General features: G+C 37.8%; 25 protein-coding genes and 1 other RNA gene. 10 read left to right on the top strand and 16 right to left on the bottom strand.

Annotation, left to right across the window (positions count from 1 at the left end):
* Positions 1–2: 2 nt before the first annotated feature.
* Positions 3–491 carry a DUF3013 family protein gene (locus CYK55_RS11875; protein WP_034687196.1) on the bottom strand — a complete coding sequence of 163 codons (489 nt, stop codon included), beginning with the start codon at positions 489–491 and terminating at the stop codon, positions 3–5.
* Positions 460–1,128, bottom strand: coding sequence for a DNA-3-methyladenine glycosylase (locus CYK55_RS11880; protein ID WP_034687199.1), 669 nt, complete (start codon positions 1,126–1,128; stop codon positions 460–462). Before CYK55_RS11880 ends, CYK55_RS11875 begins: the two co-directional genes overlap by 32 nt.
* Before the next feature lie 206 nt (positions 1,129–1,334).
* Between CYK55_RS11880 and CYK55_RS11885 the strand changes: the two genes are divergently transcribed.
* The 4 genes from CYK55_RS11885 to CYK55_RS11900 all read left to right on the top strand — a co-directional run bounded on the left by CYK55_RS11885 (position 1,335) and on the right by CYK55_RS11900 (position 3,811).
* On the top strand, positions 1,335–2,615 hold the full coding sequence (locus CYK55_RS11885; protein WP_034687200.1) for a replication-associated recombination protein A: 1,281 nt from the start codon (positions 1,335–1,337) through the stop codon (positions 2,613–2,615).
* A gap of 77 nt (positions 2,616–2,692) precedes the next feature.
* A non-coding RNA gene (gene ssrS / locus CYK55_RS11890) (6S RNA) lies at positions 2,693–2,887 on the top strand.
* A gap of 91 nt (positions 2,888–2,978) precedes the next feature.
* Positions 2,979–3,266 (top strand): hypothetical protein, encoded by a 288-nt coding sequence (locus CYK55_RS11895; RefSeq protein ID WP_034687203.1) that lies wholly within the window; start codon positions 2,979–2,981, stop codon positions 3,264–3,266.
* Between the two features lie 71 nt (positions 3,267–3,337).
* On the top strand, positions 3,338–3,811 hold the full coding sequence (locus CYK55_RS11900; RefSeq protein ID WP_010734215.1) for a universal stress protein: 474 nt from the start codon (positions 3,338–3,340) through the stop codon (positions 3,809–3,811).
* A 48-nt stretch (positions 3,812–3,859) separates the two neighbouring features.
* Here the strand turns inward: CYK55_RS11900 and CYK55_RS11905 are convergent, their stop codons facing one another.
* Complete coding sequence (locus tag CYK55_RS11905) at positions 3,860–5,812, bottom strand: sucrose-specific PTS transporter subunit IIBC (RefSeq protein ID WP_034690658.1); 1,953 nt, start codon at positions 5,810–5,812, stop codon at positions 3,860–3,862.
* 227 nt (positions 5,813–6,039) lie between these two features.
* Between CYK55_RS11905 and CYK55_RS11910 the strand changes: the two genes are divergently transcribed.
* Together CYK55_RS11910 and CYK55_RS11915 are read left to right on the top strand one after the other, a co-directional pair.
* Positions 6,040–7,518 carry a sucrose-6-phosphate hydrolase gene (locus tag CYK55_RS11910; protein ID WP_126134358.1) on the top strand — a complete coding sequence of 493 codons (1,479 nt, stop codon included), beginning with the start codon at positions 6,040–6,042 and terminating at the stop codon, positions 7,516–7,518.
* A gap of 12 nt (positions 7,519–7,530) precedes the next feature.
* Positions 7,531–8,514: a LacI family DNA-binding transcriptional regulator gene (locus CYK55_RS11915; protein WP_034690654.1), complete on the top strand. Its 984-nt coding sequence runs from the start codon at positions 7,531–7,533 to the stop codon at positions 8,512–8,514.
* Positions 8,515–8,748: 234 nt separating this feature from the next.
* On the opposite strand, the gene CYK55_RS11920 is transcribed toward CYK55_RS11915, so the two are convergent.
* From CYK55_RS11920 to comGA, 9 genes are all read right to left on the bottom strand, one after another.
* A complete protein-coding gene (locus CYK55_RS11920; protein WP_034690651.1) occupies positions 8,749–9,930 on the bottom strand; it encodes an acetate/propionate family kinase in 1,182 nt (393 codons plus the stop codon).
* Positions 9,931–9,954: 24 nt separating this feature from the next.
* On the bottom strand, positions 9,955–10,962 hold the full coding sequence (locus tag CYK55_RS11925; protein WP_034690649.1) for a class I SAM-dependent methyltransferase: 1,008 nt from the start codon (positions 10,960–10,962) through the stop codon (positions 9,955–9,957).
* Positions 10,963–11,133: 171 nt separating this feature from the next.
* Positions 11,134–11,487, bottom strand: a complete 354-nt coding sequence (comGG, locus tag CYK55_RS11930) for a competence type IV pilus minor pilin ComGG (RefSeq protein ID WP_034690647.1) — start codon at positions 11,485–11,487, stop codon at positions 11,134–11,136.
* Positions 11,459–11,884: a competence type IV pilus minor pilin ComGF gene (gene comGF / locus CYK55_RS11935; protein WP_268745035.1), complete on the bottom strand. Its 426-nt coding sequence runs from the start codon at positions 11,882–11,884 to the stop codon at positions 11,459–11,461. Before comGF ends, comGG begins: the two co-directional genes overlap by 29 nt.
* Positions 11,868–12,101 carry a hypothetical protein gene (locus CYK55_RS11940; protein ID WP_034690645.1) on the bottom strand — a complete coding sequence of 78 codons (234 nt, stop codon included), beginning with the start codon at positions 12,099–12,101 and terminating at the stop codon, positions 11,868–11,870. The genes comGF and CYK55_RS11940 overlap by 17 nt, the downstream gene beginning before the upstream one ends.
* Before the next feature lie 58 nt (positions 12,102–12,159).
* Positions 12,160–12,627: a competence type IV pilus minor pilin ComGD gene (gene comGD, locus CYK55_RS11945; RefSeq protein ID WP_051536349.1), complete on the bottom strand. Its 468-nt coding sequence runs from the start codon at positions 12,625–12,627 to the stop codon at positions 12,160–12,162.
* Positions 12,608–12,889, bottom strand: a complete 282-nt coding sequence (gene comGC, locus CYK55_RS11950) for a competence type IV pilus major pilin ComGC (protein ID WP_034690642.1) — start codon at positions 12,887–12,889, stop codon at positions 12,608–12,610. Before comGC ends, comGD begins: the two co-directional genes overlap by 20 nt.
* Positions 12,886–13,935 carry a competence type IV pilus assembly protein ComGB gene (gene comGB, locus CYK55_RS11955; RefSeq protein WP_034690641.1) on the bottom strand — a complete coding sequence of 350 codons (1,050 nt, stop codon included), beginning with the start codon at positions 13,933–13,935 and terminating at the stop codon, positions 12,886–12,888. The genes comGC and comGB overlap by 4 nt, the downstream gene beginning before the upstream one ends.
* Positions 13,892–14,818: a competence type IV pilus ATPase ComGA gene (gene comGA / locus CYK55_RS11960; RefSeq protein WP_034690640.1), complete on the bottom strand. Its 927-nt coding sequence runs from the start codon at positions 14,816–14,818 to the stop codon at positions 13,892–13,894. Before comGA ends, comGB begins: the two co-directional genes overlap by 44 nt.
* A gap of 130 nt (positions 14,819–14,948) precedes the next feature.
* On the opposite strand from comGA, the gene ade reads away from it, so the two are divergent.
* Positions 14,949–16,688: an adenine deaminase gene (gene ade, locus CYK55_RS11965; RefSeq protein WP_034690638.1), complete on the top strand. Its 1,740-nt coding sequence runs from the start codon at positions 14,949–14,951 to the stop codon at positions 16,686–16,688.
* A gap of 52 nt (positions 16,689–16,740) precedes the next feature.
* On the opposite strand, the gene trmB is transcribed toward ade, so the two are convergent.
* The 4 genes from trmB to CYK55_RS11985 all read right to left on the bottom strand — a co-directional run bounded on the left by trmB (position 16,741) and on the right by CYK55_RS11985 (position 20,528).
* Positions 16,741–17,391 carry a tRNA (guanosine(46)-N7)-methyltransferase TrmB gene (gene trmB, locus CYK55_RS11970; protein WP_034690637.1) on the bottom strand — a complete coding sequence of 217 codons (651 nt, stop codon included), beginning with the start codon at positions 17,389–17,391 and terminating at the stop codon, positions 16,741–16,743.
* Positions 17,392–17,505: 114 nt separating this feature from the next.
* Positions 17,506–18,285, bottom strand: a complete 780-nt coding sequence (locus CYK55_RS11975; protein ID WP_034690634.1) for a phosphotransferase family protein — start codon at positions 18,283–18,285, stop codon at positions 17,506–17,508.
* Between the two features lie 301 nt (positions 18,286–18,586).
* On the bottom strand, positions 18,587–19,798 hold the full coding sequence (locus CYK55_RS11980) for an ABC transporter permease (protein WP_034690631.1): 1,212 nt from the start codon (positions 19,796–19,798) through the stop codon (positions 18,587–18,589).
* A complete protein-coding gene (locus CYK55_RS11985) occupies positions 19,791–20,528 on the bottom strand; it encodes an ABC transporter ATP-binding protein (RefSeq protein ID WP_034690628.1) in 738 nt (245 codons plus the stop codon). Before CYK55_RS11985 ends, CYK55_RS11980 begins: the two co-directional genes overlap by 8 nt.
* 135 nt (positions 20,529–20,663) lie before the next feature.
* Here CYK55_RS11985 and CYK55_RS11990 point away from each other — a divergent pair, with 135 nt between their 5' ends.
* The 3 genes from CYK55_RS11990 to CYK55_RS12000 all read left to right on the top strand — a co-directional run bounded on the left by CYK55_RS11990 (position 20,664) and on the right by CYK55_RS12000 (position 22,633).
* Positions 20,664–21,098 carry an HIT family protein gene (locus CYK55_RS11990; RefSeq protein ID WP_010734190.1) on the top strand — a complete coding sequence of 145 codons (435 nt, stop codon included), beginning with the start codon at positions 20,664–20,666 and terminating at the stop codon, positions 21,096–21,098.
* A complete protein-coding gene (locus tag CYK55_RS11995; protein WP_034690625.1) occupies positions 21,091–21,438 on the top strand; it encodes a YtxH domain-containing protein in 348 nt (115 codons plus the stop codon). Before CYK55_RS11990 ends, CYK55_RS11995 begins: the two co-directional genes overlap by 8 nt.
* A gap of 181 nt (positions 21,439–21,619) precedes the next feature.
* Entirely contained in the window at positions 21,620–22,633 is a 1,014-nt protein-coding gene (locus tag CYK55_RS12000; RefSeq protein WP_126134359.1) for a peptidylprolyl isomerase, read from the top strand.
* Positions 22,634–22,851: the final 218 nt, after the last annotated feature.

Below are 22,851 nucleotides of genomic sequence, written 5' to 3' on the forward strand. Positions count from 1 at the left end.
CCTTAATAGCTAGGATAAGGTAAATAGACATCTTTACCATTTAGTTGTTTTTCTTCGACTAAACGTGCGAATACGTGGTTGTCCCATTTCAATTCAAAGACAGCTGATTCGTCTTCTGCATCTAAAAAATCTAAAAGGTCGCTTTGACCTTGTGCTAAAACATCATTCAGGTAGTCGATCAGTGCATCAGCTACGGAAGTTGTTAAACCTTTCTTGCCTTCATAAGGGATCATTGCCAGATAATCTTGCTCATCAAATGTTGATTTTTCTGGGTTGAATAATAAGACGCCATCTTCAAATTCAATGATATCTTCTTCCGAGACAACTCCTTGAGCATCATCTAGTTCATAATGCGCCTGATTTTCTGCAAATAAGCGTACCACGATCTCAATCGTATGATTTTTTGTATCCCAATCTAACGCCACATCATAGTCTGTGATTTTCTTTTCGATAGCCGCATCAAGATAGTCTAATATTGTTGTTTTCTTCATTTTGTTTCCTCCAACCCCAGTCTGCATCGACTTGGTTCTTTTTTTGTAATGAAAGATACGGATTTCCAGCAACGACAAAACGCAATGGTTTTTCCGTCCATTCGCCTTTATTCGGTATACCGATTCTCGGCAACGCCAATATTTTTTTTGGTAGCCGTTTTTTCTCAAAAACTAAACGCAACGAGCTATCACGAATCGACTCTCCATATAAAGTTGGTGATAGACCTAAGGCTGCCACTAATTTCCCCGGACCATTACTAATATCAGGGCCTGCCTTCCCTTTGCGATTCAGGCTCATTTGCTCTACCCCTTCAACAGGCTCAATCGCACGGATCATCACTCCTTGTGGCACGCCTTCAGGTTGCGTGATGATATTTAAAATCAAGTGGGTGTGCATCGTGTAGAGATAAATCGTTCCTGGTTCTTCATACATGGCACGCACTCGAGGCGTACGCCGCATACCATAGCTGTGAGCAGCCAGATCTTCCGGACCTAAATAAGCTTCTGCATCTACGATATAGCCACCTAAGCGCCCTTTGGATGTTTCATATTCCAGATACATTCCTAGTAAATCTTTTGCCACTTCTACCGTTGTTTTATTTAATAAAAGTTCATCTAATTGTTTTTGATTTGTCATTTGCTTCACCACCTTTATCATACACAATATTAGGCAAAGAAGCTATGAAAAAAGCGGGTCAGAAAGTTGGCGATTGCCATTGCTGAACTAGAGAAACCTATTTCGAGCTTCTCTCCCTATGCTGACTATTCCTCCGCCTTTTGCGCCCCTTTATCCTATGAGATATGTTATAATAAACGAACGAATAATCCAAAGGAGGCAGACTGATGCAACAACCATTAGCCTATCGGATGCGTCCGAAAAATATCGATGAAGTCGTTGGCCAACGCCATTTAGTTGGGGAAGGTAAAATCATTCGCCGCATGGTTGATGCAGAAATGTTATCTTCCATGATTTTATATGGACCTCCCGGCACAGGAAAGACAAGTATCGCTAGTGCCATTGCTGGCTCAACTAATTTTGCCTTTCGGATGTTGAATGCCGCGACTGATTCTAAAAAAGATCTACAAGTTGTCGCCGAAGAAGCTAGAATGAGCGGTACTGTGATTCTTTTACTTGATGAAGTCCATCGATTAGATAAAACAAAGCAAGATTTTTTACTTCCGCATTTAGAAAACGGTCGTATCATCTTGATTGGGGCAACCACGGAAAATCCTTACATCACTATTAATCCAGCAATTCGTAGTCGGACACAGATCTTTGAGGTAAAACCGTTAGACGAAGAAGATATCCAATTAGCCATTCATCGTGCATTGTCCGATAAAGAAAATGGCTTGGGAGAATCATCGATTAAAATAGATGAAAATGCCTTGCTTCATCTATCTCGTGCTACTAACGGTGATTTGAGAAGCGCACTTAATGGTTTGGAACTTGCTGTACGTTCCACTAAAAAACAAGAAGACGGTACAATTCATCTCACCCTCGCTATTATCGAAGAGTGTATCCAGCGAAAAGCATTGACGCATGATAAAAATGGGGATGCTCACTATGATGTGATCTCCGCATTTCAAAAATCCATTCGTGGGAGCGACGTGGATGCTGCATTACATTACTTGGCGCGTTTAGTCGAAGCTGGGGATTTAGCAAGTATTTGTCGTCGCCTAATGGTGATTGGCTATGAAGATATTGGTTTAGGCAACCCTGCTGCTGCGGCTCGAACAGTCAACGCTGTGCTTGCTGCTGAACGTTTAGGTTTACCAGAAGGTCGTATTCCTTTAGCTGATGCAGTCGTCGATCTTTGCCTTTCACCAAAATCCAATTCTGCCTATACCGCATTAGATAAAGCCATTGCAGACATAAGAGCAGGAAAGGCAGGCGAAGTTCCTGATCACTTAAAAGATAGCCATTATCAAGGTGCCAAGTCATTGAATCGAGGTGTAGACTATCAATATCCTCATAGCTACGAAAATGCTTGGGTCGATCAACAATATCTACCTGATAAACTGAAACATACACAGTATTATCAACCAAAAAATACTGGGAAGTACGAACAAGCCTTAGGACAACAATATCAGCGCATTAAAGAATGGCAGAATAAAACACAATAACCACCGTCATTGAAAGCGTTCAAAATTATTGAGCGCCCACATTGCTCTTTTTAAATCCATATGCTACTATAGAAGTGGGAAATCTGTGATGTTCGAATTGTCCTCTTTGTGTGTTGACCGAACATTTTTATTGATATCTTGGGACCTGTCTTGTGTCACAGCTGGTAACATGCCTTATCATTTGGTAGTTCGATGCGACGACCATGGGACCCACCTGCTTGAATTCGCGGGATCAATACTACAGGACAAACAACGGCATTAACGGAGATTACCATTTCTTTACCTATTAAGAGGCAGTACCGATTTATCGGTGCTGCCTCTTTTATGGTATGATTGGTTTTAGAAAAAGTAGGAGTGGATACAATGATTCGTTTATTGATGGCGATTGCCGCCTTATTGCTATTATTTGTCAGTTATTACTTATTTAAAAAACAAGCGATTTTTTTCGTTCTTATCGAACAGAATAAAAAGAATCAAGATTTTCTAAGTATTTTCGGTTCGATCTACGCGTTTTTAGGACTTCTAGGACTCGTTGTCGTAGCAATCAATCATCGGTTTTTTGCATTACTCTATTTAGTCATCGTAATTGCTGTTGCCTCTGTCTTCAGCATCGGTTTTGCCAAAAAAATGACGAAACCTGACAGTAAATAATTCTCATTTCTTTGAATTTGCTTTACAATAGAATTGTAAACCAAGTATCTTTTTTGAAGGAGTGAATGCTGATGTTACAACAATATAGAAAAATCATGGTTGCGGTCGACGGTTCTGAAGAAGCCGAATTAGCGTTTAAAAAAGCAGTAAACGTTGCTTTAAGAAATAACAGCGAGCTTTTATTAGCTCATGTCATTGACACACGATCTTTCCAAACTGTTTCATCCTTTGATGGCATGTTGGCAGAACAAGCAACAGAAATGGCCAAGCAAACACTAGCCGATTATGAGATGAAAGCTAAAAAAGCTGGATTACATCAAGTGACAACTGTAGTAGAATACGGTTCTCCAAAGCATATCATTGCTAAAGAAATCCCTGAAGACCATGAAGTGGACTTGATCCTTTTAGGTGCAACTGGACTCAACGCAGTCGAACGTCTATTTATCGGTTCTGTTTCAGAATACGTTATTCGCAATGCAGCATGTGATGTTCTAGTCGTACGTACAAACTTAGAAAATCAATTACCAAAAAAAGAAGATAAGTAATTAATTCATAAAAAGCATTGAGAAATTTTTATTTCTCAATGCTTTTTATTAGTTAGATTCTGTCTTTGAACGTAGCATGAGCAATCTTTCTTTGCTATCTATTGTGCCTTCTGTAACAGGAGTAATTGATTCATACAATAAAGAATTGGTAATAATCATCATTACCGTATCATCATAACCGGCTTGCTGGAGCTTTTGCTGATCAAATCTTCCCAACAGCTGGCCTTTCTTTACCTTATCTCCTACCTGAAATTCTGTCGAAAACCCTTGGCCATTTAATTCAACTGTATCAATACCGATATGGATCAAAATTTCTCCACCAGCATCCGTTTTCAACCCATAGGCATGTTTCGATTCATAAATAACAGTCAGTTCACCATCGGCTGGAGCAAATAAAAGTCCTTCCGTTGGTCTGATTGCTATTCCTTTCCCCATCATTTCTTGAGAAAACACAGGGTCATTTACTACTTGCAGTGATATCAGTTCACCAGAAACAGGAGCGACGATTACTTCTTCTATCACACGTTCCTCCCCTTCTTTTGCAACACTAGGTACATCTGCTGTTTCCGGTTCCTCACTAGCAAGTAGGTATGCGTGTTTTTTTCCATAAAGATATGTTGTAGTGAAACCAACGAGTAAACTGATGAGGATACCTATCATGAAAAAAGGAATCTGATTAGGCGTAATTGAAATAAAGCCGATGACGCTGGCAGGACCTAAAGCAATAGCAAGTACATGGAAAAAGCCAATGAACATGGAAGAGATCCCGGCAGCAATCATTCCACAAATAAATGGAAACTTTAATTTTAAATTGACACCGAAAATTGCTGGCTCTGTAATTCCTAGTAAAGCAGAGATACTAGCAGAAGTTGCTAAACTTTTTTGCTTTGTATTTTTAGTCAATAACATGATGGCAAGTGTTGCTGCACCCTGTCCAACATTTGCCATTGAAGCAACTGGGAAAATAAATGTTCCTCCCGTTCGAGCCACATCAGCCAATAAAGACGTTTCAATTGCTGGAAAACTTTGATGAAGACCAGTGATCACGATTGGTGAATAGAATAAACCAAAAATCCCTAAACCGATTGCTCCAGTTGTTTGATACAACCAACTCAATCCTGCTGTTAAGCTGTCCCCGACTGCTTGCATCACTGGACCAACCACAACGAATGTCAAAAAACCTGTAATGATAATTGCTAACATCGGTGTAAATGTATAATCAAATGCATTAAGTAAACGTTTATGGAAAAATTTCTCTAAATTCGCCAAAATCCATGAAACAGCTAAAACTGGTAAGACCGATCCTTGGTAACCTGCTTGAGCAATGTTTAACCCAAAAATATTCCAATAAGGCATTGTTCCTTCTGCCACAGCATTTGCTACGCTATAGCCATTGACCAGCTCCGGCATCACCATTGCCATTGCCATTGCTGCTCCTAGATAAGGATTGCCACCAAATCTTCGCGTTGCTGAAAAACCTACTAGGATCGGGAGAAATGCAAATGGGGCAGAAGCCAGTAAATTAATAATGCTAGTCACATCTTTTAAATTAGGATACATCTCAATCACTGATTGTGGTCCGAATAAATCTTGTGCGGTCAAAACATTATTGATTGCCATCAACAACCCGCCTGCGACTAAAGCAGGAACAATTGGTACGAATATATCAGACAGTACTTTGATCAAGGACATAAAAGGATTCTGTTTCTTCCCTGATTGTGCTACCGCTTTCAAATCGTCAGTCGATGCTTCTTTTGTACCGGTCAGCTGTATAAGTTCGTCGTAAACGTTATTCACATCACCTGCGCCTATAATGATTTGGAATTGATGGTTTGCTTCAAAGGTTCCTTTTACTTCATCAATGGCATCTAGTGCCTTTTGATTCACTTTCGCTTGATCTTTTAATACTAAACGCAAACGAGTTGCACAATGTGCGGCAGCTTGGATATTATTTTCCCCTAGTGCGTCATTGATTTCTTTTGCCACTTTTTTATAATCCACTTTTTGTCCCCCCTATATAATCTAAAAATCAATTATTTGTAACCGTTATCCTAGCTTGAGTATGCCACGACGCCCTAGAATTGTCAAACGTTTATCAAAAATAAAGCTTATATTTTAAAATAAATACCTAGAAAAAATGATAAAAAACGTAAATAATGATATACGTTTGACATTAGTGTTAGTTCGAGCTATTCTATAATAGAATACGTTTACAAGGAGTCGTACTTATGAATAATAATTTTAAATGGACACGTCAACTACGTTATCAAGCTTATCAGGCGTGGCCTCAAAAGTATCAAACACTGTTAAAGGAACAAGTAGCTCATTCTCCTTGGCGTTTGGATTACCACATTCAACCACCTTCTGGTTTGTTGAACGACCCAAATGGTTTTTCTTTTTTCAACGGCAAATGGCACTTATTTTACCAAGCTTATCCGATGGGCACTGTCCATGGGTTAAAATCTTGGTACCACTTGACTTCTAAGAATTTAGTCGATTGGCAAGAGGAAGGATTGAAACTTGTACCCAGCACGTCATATGATAGTCATGGCGTCTACTCCGGTTCAGCACTTCCGGTTAAAGATAAATTATTTTTGGCCTATACAGGCAATGTCCGTGATAAAAATTGGATACGTACTTCGTATCAGTTGGGTGCATGGATGCAACCTAATGGCGAACTATCAAAATTAACCACCCCACTGATTTCTAAGCCACCTTACGGCTATACACAAGAATTTCGAGATCCTCAAGTGATTTTTTATAAAGACGAATATTTGTTATTGTTGGGTGCACAAAATCAAAATAAACAAGGGGAAATTTTAGTTTACCGTAGTCCCGATCTAGACACTTGGTCTTACGCAGGTCCTTTAAAATTTACGCAACAATCGATGGGATTCATGATCGAGTGTCCTAACTTAGTATTTATTGATGGAAAAGCGCTATTGCTCTTTTGTCCACAAGGCTTAGAACAGTCTATTTTGGAGTATCAAAATATATACCCGAATGCTTACATCATCGGAGAAGCCTATGACATCGAAACGAATCAACTTACCCAACCTTCAAACCTTAAAAATCTTGATGAAGGCTTTGATCTTTATGCTACTCAAGCATTCAACACTCCTGATGGTCGTGCCTTAGCAGTTAGTTGGATCGGGTTACCTGAAATCAGTTATCCGACTGATCCATTTGGCTGGGCCCATTGTCTAAGTATCGTCAAAGAGTTGACGATCGAAAATGGGACACTCCATCAACGTCCTGTAAAAGAAATGAGGCAATTACGAATTAATCCGCCATGTTCTTTGAATCAATCAGTCTCACAGATAAATACCGAGCAAAATCGCTACGAAATCAACTTAGAGTTTAAAGAAAATCAAAGTGGAAAAATCTATTTATGTAGTGATCCCCTTGGAAATAACGGATTGATCCTCTCTTTCGATCGCAGGCATGGTAAAATGAAAATAGATCGTAGCTTATCAGGAGAAGTATTTGCAGAAGATTATGGTGTCACAAGAGAATTTACAATTTCACAAGAGCCTTTGTCTTTACAAATCTTTGTTGATATTTCTGTAGTCGAAATCTTTATCAATGACGGTAAACAAACGGCTACTGCCCGAATTTTCCCTTCAAGCGAACAGACCACACTCTTGATTGAATGTGACCATGCCTTCTCAGGAACGCTTTGGAAGTTACGTAAAATGAATGAATAGAGGGTAAGTAAAATGGTTGTTAAATTAACCGATGTAGCCAAAAAAGCTGGAGTCTCACCAACCACTGTATCACGTGTCATCAATAACTACGGCTCATTGAGCCAAAAAACAATCGATAAAGTAAATCAAGCAATGAAAGAATTGAATTATCACCCCAATTCATTGGCTCGTTCTCTTCAAGGAAAAAACACCCAATTGATTGGCTTGATTTTTCCTACAGTTGCCAACCCTTTCTTTGGTGAATTAGTCGAACAATTAGAAAGTAAGCTATTTGATTTAGGATACCGTTCAATATTATGCGATAGTGCAAACAATAAAGAAAAAGAACGAAACTACCTCAATATGTTAGCTGCAAACAAAGTAGATGGTATCCTTGCTGGAGCGCATAATCTGGGTATCCAAGAATACGAAAATATTGAACTACCCATTGTCTCCTTCGACCGCTATTTAGCAGAAGGAATTCCAATTATCAGTAGTGACAATTTACGTGGTGGATACTTAGCTACCGAAAACCTTTATTTAAAAGGTGCCAGAAACATTGCCATCTTAACTGGCTCCCAAGAATCAAATTCACCGACCAATCAACGATTGAATGGCTATTTGGCATTTATGGAAGAATTCCAATTAGAGCCGCACGTGTTTCATTTTCATTCTACTGCCCGATCAACAGCTTTAAAAAATTTAGAGATCAAACGGATTTTAGAAATGAAAACAATTGATGCTTTATTTTGTACAGACGATTTAACTGCTATTTTAGCCTATAATCTCTGTCAAGAATTGCACATTAAAATTCCTGAAGAAATAAAAATCATCGGGTATGATGGAACAAAATTGATTCAAAATTATTTTCCACAGCTCTCGACCATCGCACAACCAATTACAGATATTGCTGACATCTTAGTCGACCTAATGCTCCAACGGATCCAAGATCCAGAGAAACCACTTGAATCCAACTATGTGTTACCTGTGAAATTGATTCAAGGAAGCACGACATAGGATGACCAGCTACTTGAATGAAAGTGTATCTTCTAATTTTCTATTATTAGAAGATATACTTTTTTTGAAGGCGTCGCTTCTAGCTTCATTCCTCTGATTTAAATCAGGCAAAAAACCAAAAAGAGCTGGACAATGTCCAACTCTTTTTTTGAACCCTTATATTATACCGGCTAATTTCTTAGCGTCATCCAAATCACGCAGACAAACATCCATTACTTCTTTATTTGAAGCAACTTAACGCAAGCGTTCTACGTCACGTGCAATCATTAATTCTTCATCTGTTGGGATGACTAACACTTTGACTTTTGAGTCTTTTGTTGAGATGTCTAACTCTTCACCACGTAATTTATTCAATTCTGGATCGATCTCACAGCCAAACCATGTCATACCTTTGATCACTTCGTTACGCACATGACCATCGTTTTCTCCGATACCCGCAGTAAATACGATTGCGTCAACGCCGTTCATTGTTGTTACATAGCCACCGATATATTTACGGATACGGTCAACAAACACATCATAAGCCAAACGGATTTCTTCTTTATCGTAATTGTTTTCAAGGTCACGCATATCACTAGATAGATTTGTTAATCCTAAAAGACCAGATTTTTTGTTTAAGATATCAACCATTTCATTGATATCGATTGATAATTTTTCCATTAGATAAGGTAAGATCGCTGGATCGATATCACCAGAACGAGTACCCATCGTTACACCTGCTAATGGCGTGAAGCCCATTGATGTATCAACAGATTTACCACCGTCAACAGCAGTAATTGAAGCACCATTTCCTAAATGACAAGTAATGATTTTTAAGTCTTCGATTGGTTTACCTAACATGTCTGCCGCACGTTCAGAAACATAACGGTGACTTGTTCCGTGGAACCCATATTTTCTCACTTTAAAATCTTCGTAGTAAGCGATTGGTAAGCTGTACAAGTAATTGTGTTTCGGCATAGTCGCATGGAAAGACGTATCAAAGACAGCTACACTTTGGATATCTGGCAAAATTTTCTTAAATGCTTTGATTCCCATTAAGTTGGCAGGATTATGCAATGGCGCAAATTCTGCTAATTCTTGGATACGTGCCATTACTTCTTCATCAATGACTACAGAGTCATCATAAGTTTCTCCACCGTGAACGACACGATGTCCGACACCTGTGATTTCATCATATGCGCCTAAAATATTTAATTCGATCAATTGATCCAATAACATTTTTACAGCAACTTCATGATCATCAATATCTAAGATTTGTTCAAATTTTTGGCCTTCACCATACTTGATTGTAAAAATTGAATCATTTAATCCAATTCTTTCAACGATTCCTTTAGCGACTACAGTTTCTTCTGGCATTTGGTATAACTGCCATTTTAAACTTGAACTTCCAGCATTGATTGCAATTGTTTTTGACATGTTACTCTCCTTTTTGGTAAATAGTTATAAGGAAGCTGATTTCCAGTTTTTAAATTCGTTAAAAAACTTCGTCACCTTCTCTGGTTCTTTTAGTGAATCAAGTTTAACAAGCAGTACTTCTTTGGTTTGTTTTGCTTGTTTGCCTTTTTTCTGTAAAATCAAAATACTTTTTTGTGATTGCTTATTTCGGAACAACTCATCCGGCAATTGGATCATACCTTGAAGATAGCCTTCTTCTTTAAACCATTTTTTAATGTACTCGCTTTGCTCTGTCTCCAAGAAATTGCTTGGCATCAAGAACAAACCGAAACCATCTGGCTTGACGTATTTCATTGCCTGTTCCAATAAAAGATGATGAGCATAACTGTGACCTTCTGTCGCGCGTGTCAAAAAGTCTTGCGCTTTTTGATCATTCGGATAAAATCCGATTGGCAAGTCACTAATAGCGACATCAACTGGTTCGATCAATAAGTCTTGTAATCCATCTTGGTGAAAGTATTGAACAATCGCTTGCGTCAACTCACTTGTAGAAGCCGCGACAGACAGTAGTGTATCATCGATATCCACACCAAAACCTTCTGTATGATATCCAGCAATGTTTAGGTTTAAAAGAACTGTTAATAGCAAATTGCCCATTCCTGCTGAAATATCCAAGACACCGATTTTTTCTTTATGATCAGGGAAGAGTTGTTCGATCAAGAAAACAAACAAGAAACCAATGCTATCTGGTGTCAATTGATGGTTTGCTTGTAAGTGCTCCGTTTGACTTCCCTTTAACAAAAGCAACTGCGACAAACGACGCCACTCTTCCGGTTCAAATGATAATTCACTCAGTTTTTGATAAAGCTCTGAGATCTGTTGGGTTGTCTTTACATTTGGTACACCATCTACTACACGAACTTGATAGTTGTCTCTTAAATTTTCGGCATTTTCAACATAAGCTTCTAAAAAAGAAGTTCCCAATGCGTTTTGTAAAAGCTGAATAGCTTCCAGGTTTTGCTCAAACCCTTGTTCCATTTTTTCTGGTAACATCGTGCGCCTCATTTCTAGATATATTATAACAATTATTTTACCTGTTTAATTCTAACGAACAATCGCTGAAATTTCAATCGTTTTCATCCTTTTTCTTTGTGAAATAGCGAACATTCAACGCCTTCAAAACAGCTGTATTACAGAAAAGAACGGTTATTGCTTTGGAACCTCTTAATCTGTATTATTATCTGTATCAATGACTCGCTCTTTAAATTCAAATCGGAAAGGTGAAACAGTTATTACTAGCTCCACTAGGTCCTGTTTGACTGTATACTGGACCGTGCCTACATTGTAATCATACTCCCCTTTGTCTTGCTCTTCCAACTGATTGGATTCCATCATAAACATTTGCTTGATGATCTTTGCTTGGTAATATTTTTTGATGCGTAAATAACTGTCTATTTTTAGACGATAACTTTCAAGTAATCCTTGCATGAAGAATATACTCAATAGAAAAAGAGCCAAGGTCGAAAACAACACATTTCCTTTTACCCGCTTATGTTTTTTTCTTTGTCCAAATACCATAATTGTTGTCTCCATTCATAAATTCAACATGCAGTAAAATCACTTGATTTTCTTCTTTGAATTGGACACCCTTAACACCTGTCAGCATAGGCTGATGGCCACCAGCAGTTCCACGTTTTCTGATCATTTGCTGATAACCTTCTATGACGAACGTTTTCTCGTTTTCATAATATAACCGATTCTCAATGATCGAAATACGTTTACTTGAAGCAAGTTCGTTTTCGAATTGAGCTAAGAAAATCAACCATTCTGTTTGTTCGTCTTTTTGAAAAAATGTATTCAACTTTTCGCTTTGTCGAATAAAGAGACCAAATGATAAAAGAATCGTATTTAGAATAAGTAATGCAATCAGACATTCAATCATTGTAAAAGCAAATACTTTATTTCTTCCGTTCAATGGCGATCACTTCATTTCCATCACTGATTGAAACTTTTCTTATTCTCTGGCTTTGCATATCGATTACTGTAGTTCCCTGCTCCCACTCTGTTGGTCTTGTCGGCAACTCTCCATACCTACGATAGTTTCTCACGTCTTCATACAATGTCCTCAATAGAAGAATTTCTCGGTCTTTGGTTTGTTCTTGTTGGACCAAGAACAAATTACCAGAACTCATAATATAAATACTCATGGCTGTGATCATTAGCGCGGTTAATGATTCCAGGAGTACAAAGCTAGCTAGATTGGATTCTTTTAATATAACGACCACCTCCTAGTTGGAATTGGTAAATGATTCTTTGTTTCTTCTCTGTCCAATAAAATTCATACGCCTTCAACGAGCTTTCGTTCCCTGTCTTCGCAGCATAAGTAATCGGTGCATGACGTTGGATGGTCAAAGCTTCAGGGATCGGCAACACTTGCCACTCCATTGATGAGTAAGGAGGCACCTCAAATAAAAGACTATGGCGCTTTGGATCATAATAAAAACGAGTAGCTTGTTGATGGATAATAGCACTTTGTTGTACGAGATCGATCCTTTTTTCTAGCTGACCAAAAAAACGATGGATCGATTGTTCTTTTTCTAAAGAATGGAATGAGAGGACAGGAAAGATAAAGAAAGCAAGGGAGACAATCAAGACAATGATCGTTTCTGCTAAAGTGTAAGCTTCGGTGAGGTATTTATTAGTTCTTGCGATACACATCGGCATGTTCCTGTTTGATGTATCCTTCTCGTAACAGCTCATCAATACTTGGAATCTTTCCCTCATTTTGTAATGCGTAAAGTTCACTTTGGGCATCAATCAGTTGCATAACTGCTTCACGACCTTCCTTATTGACATGATTACGATAACGAGAAATATTTGGGATAAATAGTAAAACTAACGCACTAATGACGAGTAAGACGATCAACATTTCAATCAGTGTAAAACCTTTTAGACGAGCCATTCTTTTTCTATTCTTCATATTAGAACCTCCTCGATATTTCCATATACCGGCAACAAGATAGCCGCATAAATCAGTAAAATCAATGCAGCAATCCCTAAGAAAAGGACTGGTTGGACCCAATGCAACCAACGATGGATCTTTTGAAAAAATTCTTTACGTGTCAAATCACTGTAAAACAATAATTCTTTGCCTAAATTTCCTTTGGCTTCTCCTTGTAGTACGATTTGACTAAATTCGGTCGTCAAAAAATGGTATTGCTCAAATTGTTGTGCTAAAGGAATACCTAGTTCGAGTCCTTCCATTAATTGATACGCTAAAGACTGAACCAAACTTCCTTCTTTAGTTTCTTTCAAACAGCGAATAATTTGTTTCAAGTCGAGGCCTTCATAAAATAGTTTGCCTATTTCTAGTGCTAGATAAGCTGATTGATAGGAACGATAGATCTTTCCTATCATCCATTGCTTACTGATCCACTCACTTCTCTTGACAACTTCCCACTTTTTCAAGCGAAAAAAAATCACTGAACCACAAAAAATACTACTACCAACGGTACCTAAGAATAACCAATGACTTGATTGAAGCAATCGAATCCCCCAATGTGTCGTGGTGACCATGTCGTTCTGAAGGAATTGTGGCAAGACGAACTCACGTAGACTAACTAAAATGCCGACTAAAAAGACCAACAATACCAGTGGATAGCTCATGACCTTTTTTAATTCTTTTCGAAATTGTTCAATCAATTGAAGTTGTTCAGCGATGCCCTTTAAAGTTTCGACTAAATTTCCATGGACTTCGGCCAGTTCCACCTGTACGAGTTGCTCTTGCTTAAATCCCAATTGCTGAAGGACAAAATGAAAAGATTCGCCAGCTTGAAGATTTCTTTTAGCGAAATGGACATGGACTTGTGGTATCAGTTGCAGTAATTCCAATAAATCAATTGCTTGCTGTAAACTAAAGCCATTCAAGAGTAACTCACCGATCGTTTGGATAAAAAGAGTTTGTTGTTTGTGATCCATCTTTTTAAAATGGATAGGATTGCCAAACATTTTTTTGTGCCTCTTCATAGCTAGCTCTCCATTCTTTGCTTTCGATTTCATTGTCAGAAAAACAATAAGACCACAATGCCGTCGGTTGTTCATTAAAATCAGGCAACAACTCTTGATAGATAACGCCGGACAAACATTCGTCAAATCCATCGTTTCTCGTTAGTTCTTTCATCCTTGCCACAGTACCCTTGAGATCTCGTGCATGGACTGTAGCAAATACACGATGGCCCGTCAACGCTGCCCGAATCGCTGCATCTGCTGTCTTTTTATCTCTGATTTCACCGACAATCAATAAATCAGGCCGATGACGTAAGGCTAGTTTTAATAGCTGATCATAAGTCTGATCGATTTTTTCATTGACTTGTAACTGTAAAAACAATGGCTCTTCAATTTCTACTGGGTCCTCGATCGTAATTACTTGTTCCTCATTCCTACGAGCAAGATGATACATCAATGACGTTTTACCAGAACCGACCGGTCCACTAAACAAAAATAATCCACGGTTGTTCGTACTCCGCTCAATAATTTGCAAGTCTTTGGGAACAAAACAGCGCAAACTTTTTTCGCTCAACGCATAGAGTATCCGGATGACCAAGCTCTCTCTTTGTAAATAATCACCTACTGACGAGAGTCTTAGTCTTATCTTTCGTTGGTCCACTAAATAAGTCAGTGAGCCTAGTTGTGTTTTTCTTCTTTCACCGATATCCATTTGTCCCAGGTACTTAAAACTAGCGATCAATTGTTGTCCAATCTCAAGGGAGATCGATTTTTGGAATGTTCGTCTTTTACCTGTACGAAAATAAACCTTAAAATCTTCTACATATGGCAAAATATAGATATCTTGCACTTTATTTTTAGCTCCTCCATAAATGATCTCATTTGCTAAATCTTTTATCTTCATTTCTTCGCCCTCCAAGAAAATATACGTCTTTTTAAGATGAATCGTTTATTTTTACAAAATTTAATGAAAATCATAGGTTAAATCCGAATTTATGTTATACTAGTAAAAATTTATTTGGGGAGGTTTCAGAGTGGATTCGCACTTAAACAAACACATTGCAGTTGCAGGAAAAAAACAACCCGCTGACTTAGTTATTAAACATGCAAAAATTGTCAACGTCTTTACGAAAACGATCATCGAGGGTGATGTCGCTGTCTGCGATGGAAGGATCGTAGGTATTGGGAAATACGAAGGTACGACCATCTATGATGCAAAAGGACAGTATTTAGTTCCTGGTCTGATCGATGGTCATGTGCATATCGAAAGTTCTCTGTTAGCACCTAAAGAGTTTGCTAAAATCTCTCTATTACATGGTGTGACAACAGTAGTAACTGATCCTCACGAAATCGGTAATGTCGCCGGAAATTTGGGTCTTGAATTTATGCTGGCAGATGCAAGAGAGACACCAATGAATATATTCATCATGCTACCTTCTTGTGTGCCTGTCACACCATTTGAAACAAGTGGCGCTGTCTTAGATGCAAAAGCACTTGCTCCTTTTCTTGAGTATCCTGAAGTACTTGGTCTAGCTGAAGTAATGAACTATCAGGCAGTCGCTTCAAATGAGCAAACGATTGTCGATAAATTACAGCTGATGCATCAAACGAACAAAAAAATCGATGGCCACGCCGCAGGAATCAACGGGGACGACTTAAACGTTTATTTAACTGCTGGCATTCGGACAGACCACGAAGCAACGACCGCCCAAGAAGCGGAGGAGCGTTTATCGCTAGGAATGTATTTGATGGTTCGAGAAGGAACCGTAGCAAAAGATCTACAGGCACTCTTACCTGCTATCACACCAGACAATTCACGTCGCTGTTTATTCGTGACTGATGACAAATTGATCAATGATCTTGTAACAGAAGGTTCCATCGATCATATTGTCCGTGAAGCGATCTTGGCGGGCATGGACCCACTACAAGCCATCCAAATGGCTTCATTGAATGCGGCAGAATGTTTTGGTTTACAACATTTAGGAGCAGTTGCGCCAGGCTATCAGGCAGACTTTTTCTTAACTGATGACTTAAAAAAGTTGCCGATCAATACCGTGTTCCATCAAGGAGAAACGGTTGTGATAGATGGACAGTTGGTCCCTGAAGTTATAAAATTAAAAATTCAGCCAGCGATTGATGCATTACCAAAAATGACAGTTGCACCATTTGATCCAAACTCATTGAAATTGGCTTTAGATTCAACAACCGCTCATGTCATCGAGATCATTCCAAATAGTTTGTTGACCAACGATTTATTGGAGCAAGTTCAAGTCGATAATGGTTCTTTCACTCCTTCAGTGGCAGATGATCAACTAAAGATTGCTGTCATCGAACGACATCATGCTACAGGGAATATTGGTCTAGGAATTGTCAAAGGATTCCAACTAAAAAAGGGAGCCTTAGCTACTACTGTGGCTCACGATTCACATAATATCGTCGTTGTAGGAACCAATGATGAAGATATGTGCTACGCTGCTGAACAATTAGTCAAAAAAGGCGGCGGGATGATTGTTGTAGATCAACAAACTGAATTAGCTTGTTTACCATTACCTATTGGCGGTTTGATGTCACTCGAACCTTATGAAACAGTTAATCAGCAATTACTGAACTTGACTGACCAAGCGCATCATTTAGGCGCAAGTGAAGCATTCGATCCATTCTTGACACTTTCATTTTTAACGTTATCAGTTATTCCTGAATTGAAAATCACTGATATGGGGCTGTTCTCTTTTTCAAAATTTGACTTGATTCCCGTCTGTGGTCAACAAGACTAAAAAAATAAAAAAGAAGAGACAAGAACTTACAGTTCCTACTCTCTTCTTTTTTCTATTCGGTTTTATCCACAAACTGTGCTTCTACACGATAGATCCGTTGTCCTCGAGAAGAAAACTTCTCTTCATATTCTGTCATGATATTGTCGTCAAAGTCACTTTGATGTAGATCAAGCCAGACTTTTTTTAGTCGCATGCCGTATTGTGAAAAACTAGCCAACGAATATTCAAATAATCCTTGATTATCTGTTTTGAAATGAATTTCACCATTTGGTTTTAAGATCTCTTCATCGACAGCTAAAAATGTATGATACGTCAAGCGCCGTTTTTCATGTCTCTTTTTAGGCCATGGATCTGAAAAATTCAAATAAATCTGATCGATCTCATTCTCTGAAAAGTACTCAGTCAAAGCGGAACCGTCCACGTGCAATAATCTTAAATTAGGTAACGGTTCCTCCAATACTTTATCTAAAGCAATAGACACGACACTTACTTGCATTTCGATCCCGATATAATTGATTTCTGGATGAGCTTTGGCCATCCCAGTAATAAACTGTCCTTTTCCCATGCCGATCTCAATATGGATTGGTTGGTCATTGCCAAATAATTCTTTCCATTTTCTACGCCATTTTGTTGGCTCACTGATGACGATCTCTGGATGAGCAGCTAGCATTTCTGCTGCATTTGGTCGGTTGCGAACACGCATCTTTTTCTTCCTCTCTGTTCCTACAAAAGATTGTTCCTTGTATTTCACTGAATTTATTGTAAACCGCTATTGGTATTACCCCTAAAAATAAAAAAATCAACTGAATATCCGAGCTTAACCACTAAAAATTCGTTTGAGTTGTAAAATCTCTTCATTCATTCGTCGATAATCTTCACGTTTGCAGTAGCGTGTGATTTCTTGTAATAGGTTCATCACCGCATACCAATGTAATTTTTCTAAAATTTCATCTGTTGGTCGGATACCATAGCTGATCAACCACTGATTCCAACTAGACAATGGTACGTAATTTCCTAAAATAGTCGCAATATCTACCGCTGGATCAGCGAACATGATTGAATCCCAATCAACTAAATATAAATAATTTTTACAGACTAACCAATTCCGATGATTGACATCGCCATGCACGACCGCTAGTTTTTCCTTTTCCACCGAAGGAATTTGTTGGCACAAATAGCGATAAACGAGTTGTAAAAATTGGTTGTTTTTTAAGCTGTCAGGCAAATCTTGTTCATAATATTGCAGCATTTTATGGGGTGTCAATATCCTACCACCAATTCGAGAAAGCATGGTTTTTAAAGACGTTGAATGATGTAGATGATAGAGTACATCAATGACATCATTTCTTTGACCAATCTCACTAGGCGTCAACAAGCGGCCTTCCAGCCATTCTTGTGCGGTCAAGGTATCGCCATCTCCTGTTCGCTTAGTCCACACTAATTTAGGCGTAATGCCTTCACGAGAGAGTGCAGCGAGCATTGGCGTTGTATTCCTCTTGATAAAAACTTTGTCTTTATCACGCATGCCTATGTATGTTTTTCCTGTGTCACCTTTGATGGGGCGTAATCGCCACTCTTGGTCTAACTGAAACTCCATCGCGCATTCTCCCGTCCTCTACTATATGTTTGCAGTATCTATTATTCTAGTCGCCCAAGTCTTGAACGTCAAGCACATATACGTTCTTTTTCTATGTTTTGCCTTCTAAAAAACCAACTTTTATCAAAATAAAAAAAGTCCCTAGTGATTTCTTCCTATTCATAAGGTTTAGTACATCCTTTTTCGACCATGGAAAAGAATAGGAAAGTTCGAAAAAACATAAAGTAATTTCGGACTTCCCCACAATTCTTGTGATCTATTCTCGTAAAATAATAAAATTTTTCTGCTTGATTTCTCAATGCTACTCCGCAATCTTCTTGATCCGCGATGGCACGTACCATTTGATCAAGAGTCCGTTGACAACAAGATAGACCAAGATAGGTAGCCATCTCTCATTTCCATCAAGAACAACAGCAGCGATTCCCCCAAATAAAACAGCAACAAAAGTCAATAACCATGTTAAAAGACGTTGGAGTGCTTCACTTTTTTGACTCTCTGGGATAGGATACAATTGGACCAAGATCATATAGCGAAACTGACTATATAAAGGTAATAACTGAAAGCCGATCAAATATAGAAATAATGAGCCAATACCTAAAGTAAAATATAAATCGTTGATTCCGGCGATAATGATCGAGCCAATCACTGTCAAACGTACGTACAAGCCAATAAAGTCTGATCCTCTAGCAAAACGACGAACAAATAAATAAAGATACGTATTTTTCGTTTCTTTCTTGATTCCTTGTAACATCGGATCAAGATAACGGCGCCTTCTGACTTTTGCGGTGATCTCTGGCACATCTGTAAACAAATTAATGAACTGATAGATTTGGTGCAACCGTTGTTTTTCTAATTGGATCATTTTTTCCCATTCTAAATGAACAGATAGATTTCTCCATAAGAACCAATAATAGCTTCCAGCTTGAACAGATGAAAGAATCAAGCCCAACCAAATACTCCCATAAAAAGAAAGAAGTAAGATACCAAATGACGAGAACCACCAACCATATTTAAACAGGTTTTTACGTGTTTCTTCCATACGATAAAAATCTGCTCGCTTCACTTGTAAATGACTAGACTTCAAACTCCATAGTATAAGTAGATAAACAAAAAACAGCGAAAATGGTTGTTGCGTTGAAACCACAACTAACGGCATCGCAAATCCACACACTAATCCTAGAAAAATCATAGGAAAAATACAAGAATAACGAAAAGCTCGTTGTAAATAGCCTTTCATTTCTTTTTCTTTCGGTAAAAGAAAAACTAAATCTGCCGGCTCCGCAAAAGTCGCGATTTTCCCGACAATCAAGCAAACCATCCAAATCAATGAGACGATAATACCTCCCATCGAAAAAGGAGCCTCGAGTGTTTTTAGCCAGTTAGAATAATAGAGGCCTAGACCTCCAATCAGAAATAAACAGACTAATACAAAATGGTCGTTGAATACATAGCGTAAATATTTCATCATTTTTTTATGATGTTTTGCTAGTCTTTTTTGAAAAAAATCATTCATAACCTTGCTCCTTCGTCAATGCGATGTAGATTTCATCTAGGGATGTATCCGGCATTCTAAAAGCAGTTTGCAACTCTTCTAACGTGCCATCTGCTCTGATTTCTCCTTCATGAAGAACAACAAAACGGTCACAATATTTTTCAGCAGTAGCTAAAATATGCGTAGACATCAAAATACCCGATCCTTCATTTTTCATCTCGACCATTAATTCCAACAAGGCATTGATTGCCAACGGATCTAGCCCTAGAAAAGGTTCGTCAATGATATACAAAGATGGTTCAATCAAAAAAGCACACAAAATCATGACTTTTTGTTTCATCCCTTTTGAAAAATTCGCTGGAAACCACTCTAACCGATTGGACAATCGAAACGTGTGTAACAACTTTTCTGCCCGTTTCATCGCGATATCCATTGGAATGTTATAAGCCATCGCCGTTACTTCAATGTGTTCTTTTAAAGTAAGTTCTTCATACAATGAAGGTGTTTCTGGAATATAACCAATTTGTTTACGATAATTTTCTACATCCTTTTTAAGGGATAATTGATTGATCTCGATTTTGCCTTTCGTTGGTTCAAGCAATCCGATAATATGTTTGATCGTTGTACTTTTTCCTGCTCCATTCAAACCAATCAACCCAACCATTTCTCCAGGCTGAACGTTAAAACTGATATCTTTCAAAACAGGTAAATGACCATAGCCACCTGTAACATGTTCGATTTTTAAACTCATATTTCTTCCTCCGCTATTATATTGTCTTCATTATACCACGAAGCAAATCACGTCCAATTATTTTTTACGTGCATTCTCATGAACTTATGTTAAAGTTGAGGTAACGAAACTTGAATAGAAGAAAGGTGTTTTTATATGGACAATTGTATTTTTTGTAAAATCATCAATCAAGAGATCCCTAGCTATAAAATCTATGAAGACGAGAAAATCTATGCGTTCTTAGATATCTCTCAATCAACTAAAGGACACACATTGATCATTCCTAAAGAACACGTAACTGATATCTTTGATTACAACGAAGAATTAGCCAGTGATGTCTTTGCCCGTATCCCAAAAATCGCTCGTTCCATCGAAAAAGCATTCCCGGAAATGGAAGGTTTAAATATAATCAATAATAATCGAGAACTAGCCTATCAAACCGTATTTCATTCCCATATCCATTTAATTCCGCGTTATAGTAAACAAGATGACTTCTCCATTCACTTTGGAAACCATCAAGCAGATTATACAACGGAAGAAATGACTGCTATCCAAGAAAAAATCAAAGAGCAGGTGACGATTCATGGTTAAAAATTTTCTAAAAGGATTAGTATTCGGTGCTGTTACCGGTGCAGCAGCAGGATTATTATTTGCACCACGTAGTGGAAATGAGACCAGAGAGAAATTGATTGCAGAATTAGATGAAGCAACTGAATTAACCAACGAATTAAATAACAGTTTAAACAATTTTAAACAAGCGTTATCTGAAACAAAAAGAACAGCTGAAACTGTTATCCCATCTTTTCAAGAATCAATCGAAAAAGACCTTGAAAATTTCAAATTTCAAGCAGAACCACGAGTTACACAAATCCAAGAACAAGTAGAAAAACTTTCGGCACATTTTCCTGAAAGCTTGACAGACGTGCAATAATGATCAAAAATTAAGCACTTTTGATAACTATATGTCTTTTTCATGTACCTAGATGTATGGAATGTGACAAAAATTTGAATTTTGTTTGAAACTATCAGTCAGAACGTTTTTATTCGCTAATGGATATGGTATAGTAATATATGTGAAAACCAATAATAAATTACAGGAGTGCAAAACTTAAATGAAAAAGAAAAAAATAATTTTAGCTGCGACAAGTGCGTTAGCTATTCTAACACTAGCAGCTTGTTCTGGTGGCGGGGATACAAACAAGGATATCGTAACCATGAAAGGCGGCACAATCACCGTCGCTGATTTTTATGAAAAAGCAAAATCTGAATCCGCTAACCAACAATTACTTCAACAAATGGTGATCTATGATGTATTCAATAGCAAATACAATGATAAAGTTTCAGATAAAGAAGTAGATGCTGAATATAATAAAACAAAAGAATCTTATGGTGACAGCTTCGAAACACAATTAGAATCTGCTGGATTTACAGAAGAAAGCTATAAAGAATTCCTTCGTAATAATCTTGTCTTTAAAGCTGGGATCGAATCTCATGTGAAATTGACAGATGAAGACTTGAAGAAAACGTGGGAAACATTCCATCCAGAAGTAGAAGCACAAATCATCAAAGTTGCTAGTGAAGACGAAGCAAAAGAAGTTAAGAAATCAGCTGATGACGGTAAAGATTTCGAAGAACTAGCAAAAGAAAAATCAACAGATACAACTAAAGACGATGGTGGTAATATCAAGTTTGACTCAGAAACACAAACTGTTCCATCTGAAGTAAAAGAAGCTGCTTTCAAACTTAAAGACGGTGAGATCTCAGATGTGATCACTGCAACAAATCCTTCTACTTACGCAACAGAATACTATGTCGTTAAAATGGTGAAAAACCAAGATAAAGGAAACGACATGGATAAATTCAAAGATCAATTAGAAGAAATTGCGACTCAAGCAAAAGTAAATGACAGCGAATTTACAACAAAAGTAATCGGTGAAGAACTAAAAGAAGCGAATGTAAAAATCAAAGATGACGCATTCCAAAACATCTTGACACCATTTACTTCAGCTACAACAAGCACATCTTCAACTGAAGACTCAGAAACAAAGAGTTCTGAAACAAAATCAACTGATTCTACTGAAGCATCTGAAACAGAGCAAAGCACGACTGAATCAACAAACGAATAAACACTAGACGCTTCTAGACATTAAAAATAAATACTAGAAAAAGTATTTAAAAAGTGGTTTAGGAAGAGAAAATTCTTCCTAAACCACTTTTTTGAAAACGATAATTTCTCATTATCCATCTCTGCTAACGGAAAGTAAAACATTCTTTGGTTTCATAAAAAAATGTTTAGGGACATAGTTCTCTTCGGAAATAAGACAACATCCACAAAAGTTTGAAA

It is taken from the genome of Enterococcus mundtii, assembly GCF_003957375.1.
Taxonomy (GTDB): Bacteria; Bacillota; Bacilli; order Lactobacillales; family Enterococcaceae; genus Enterococcus_B; species Enterococcus_B spodopteracolus.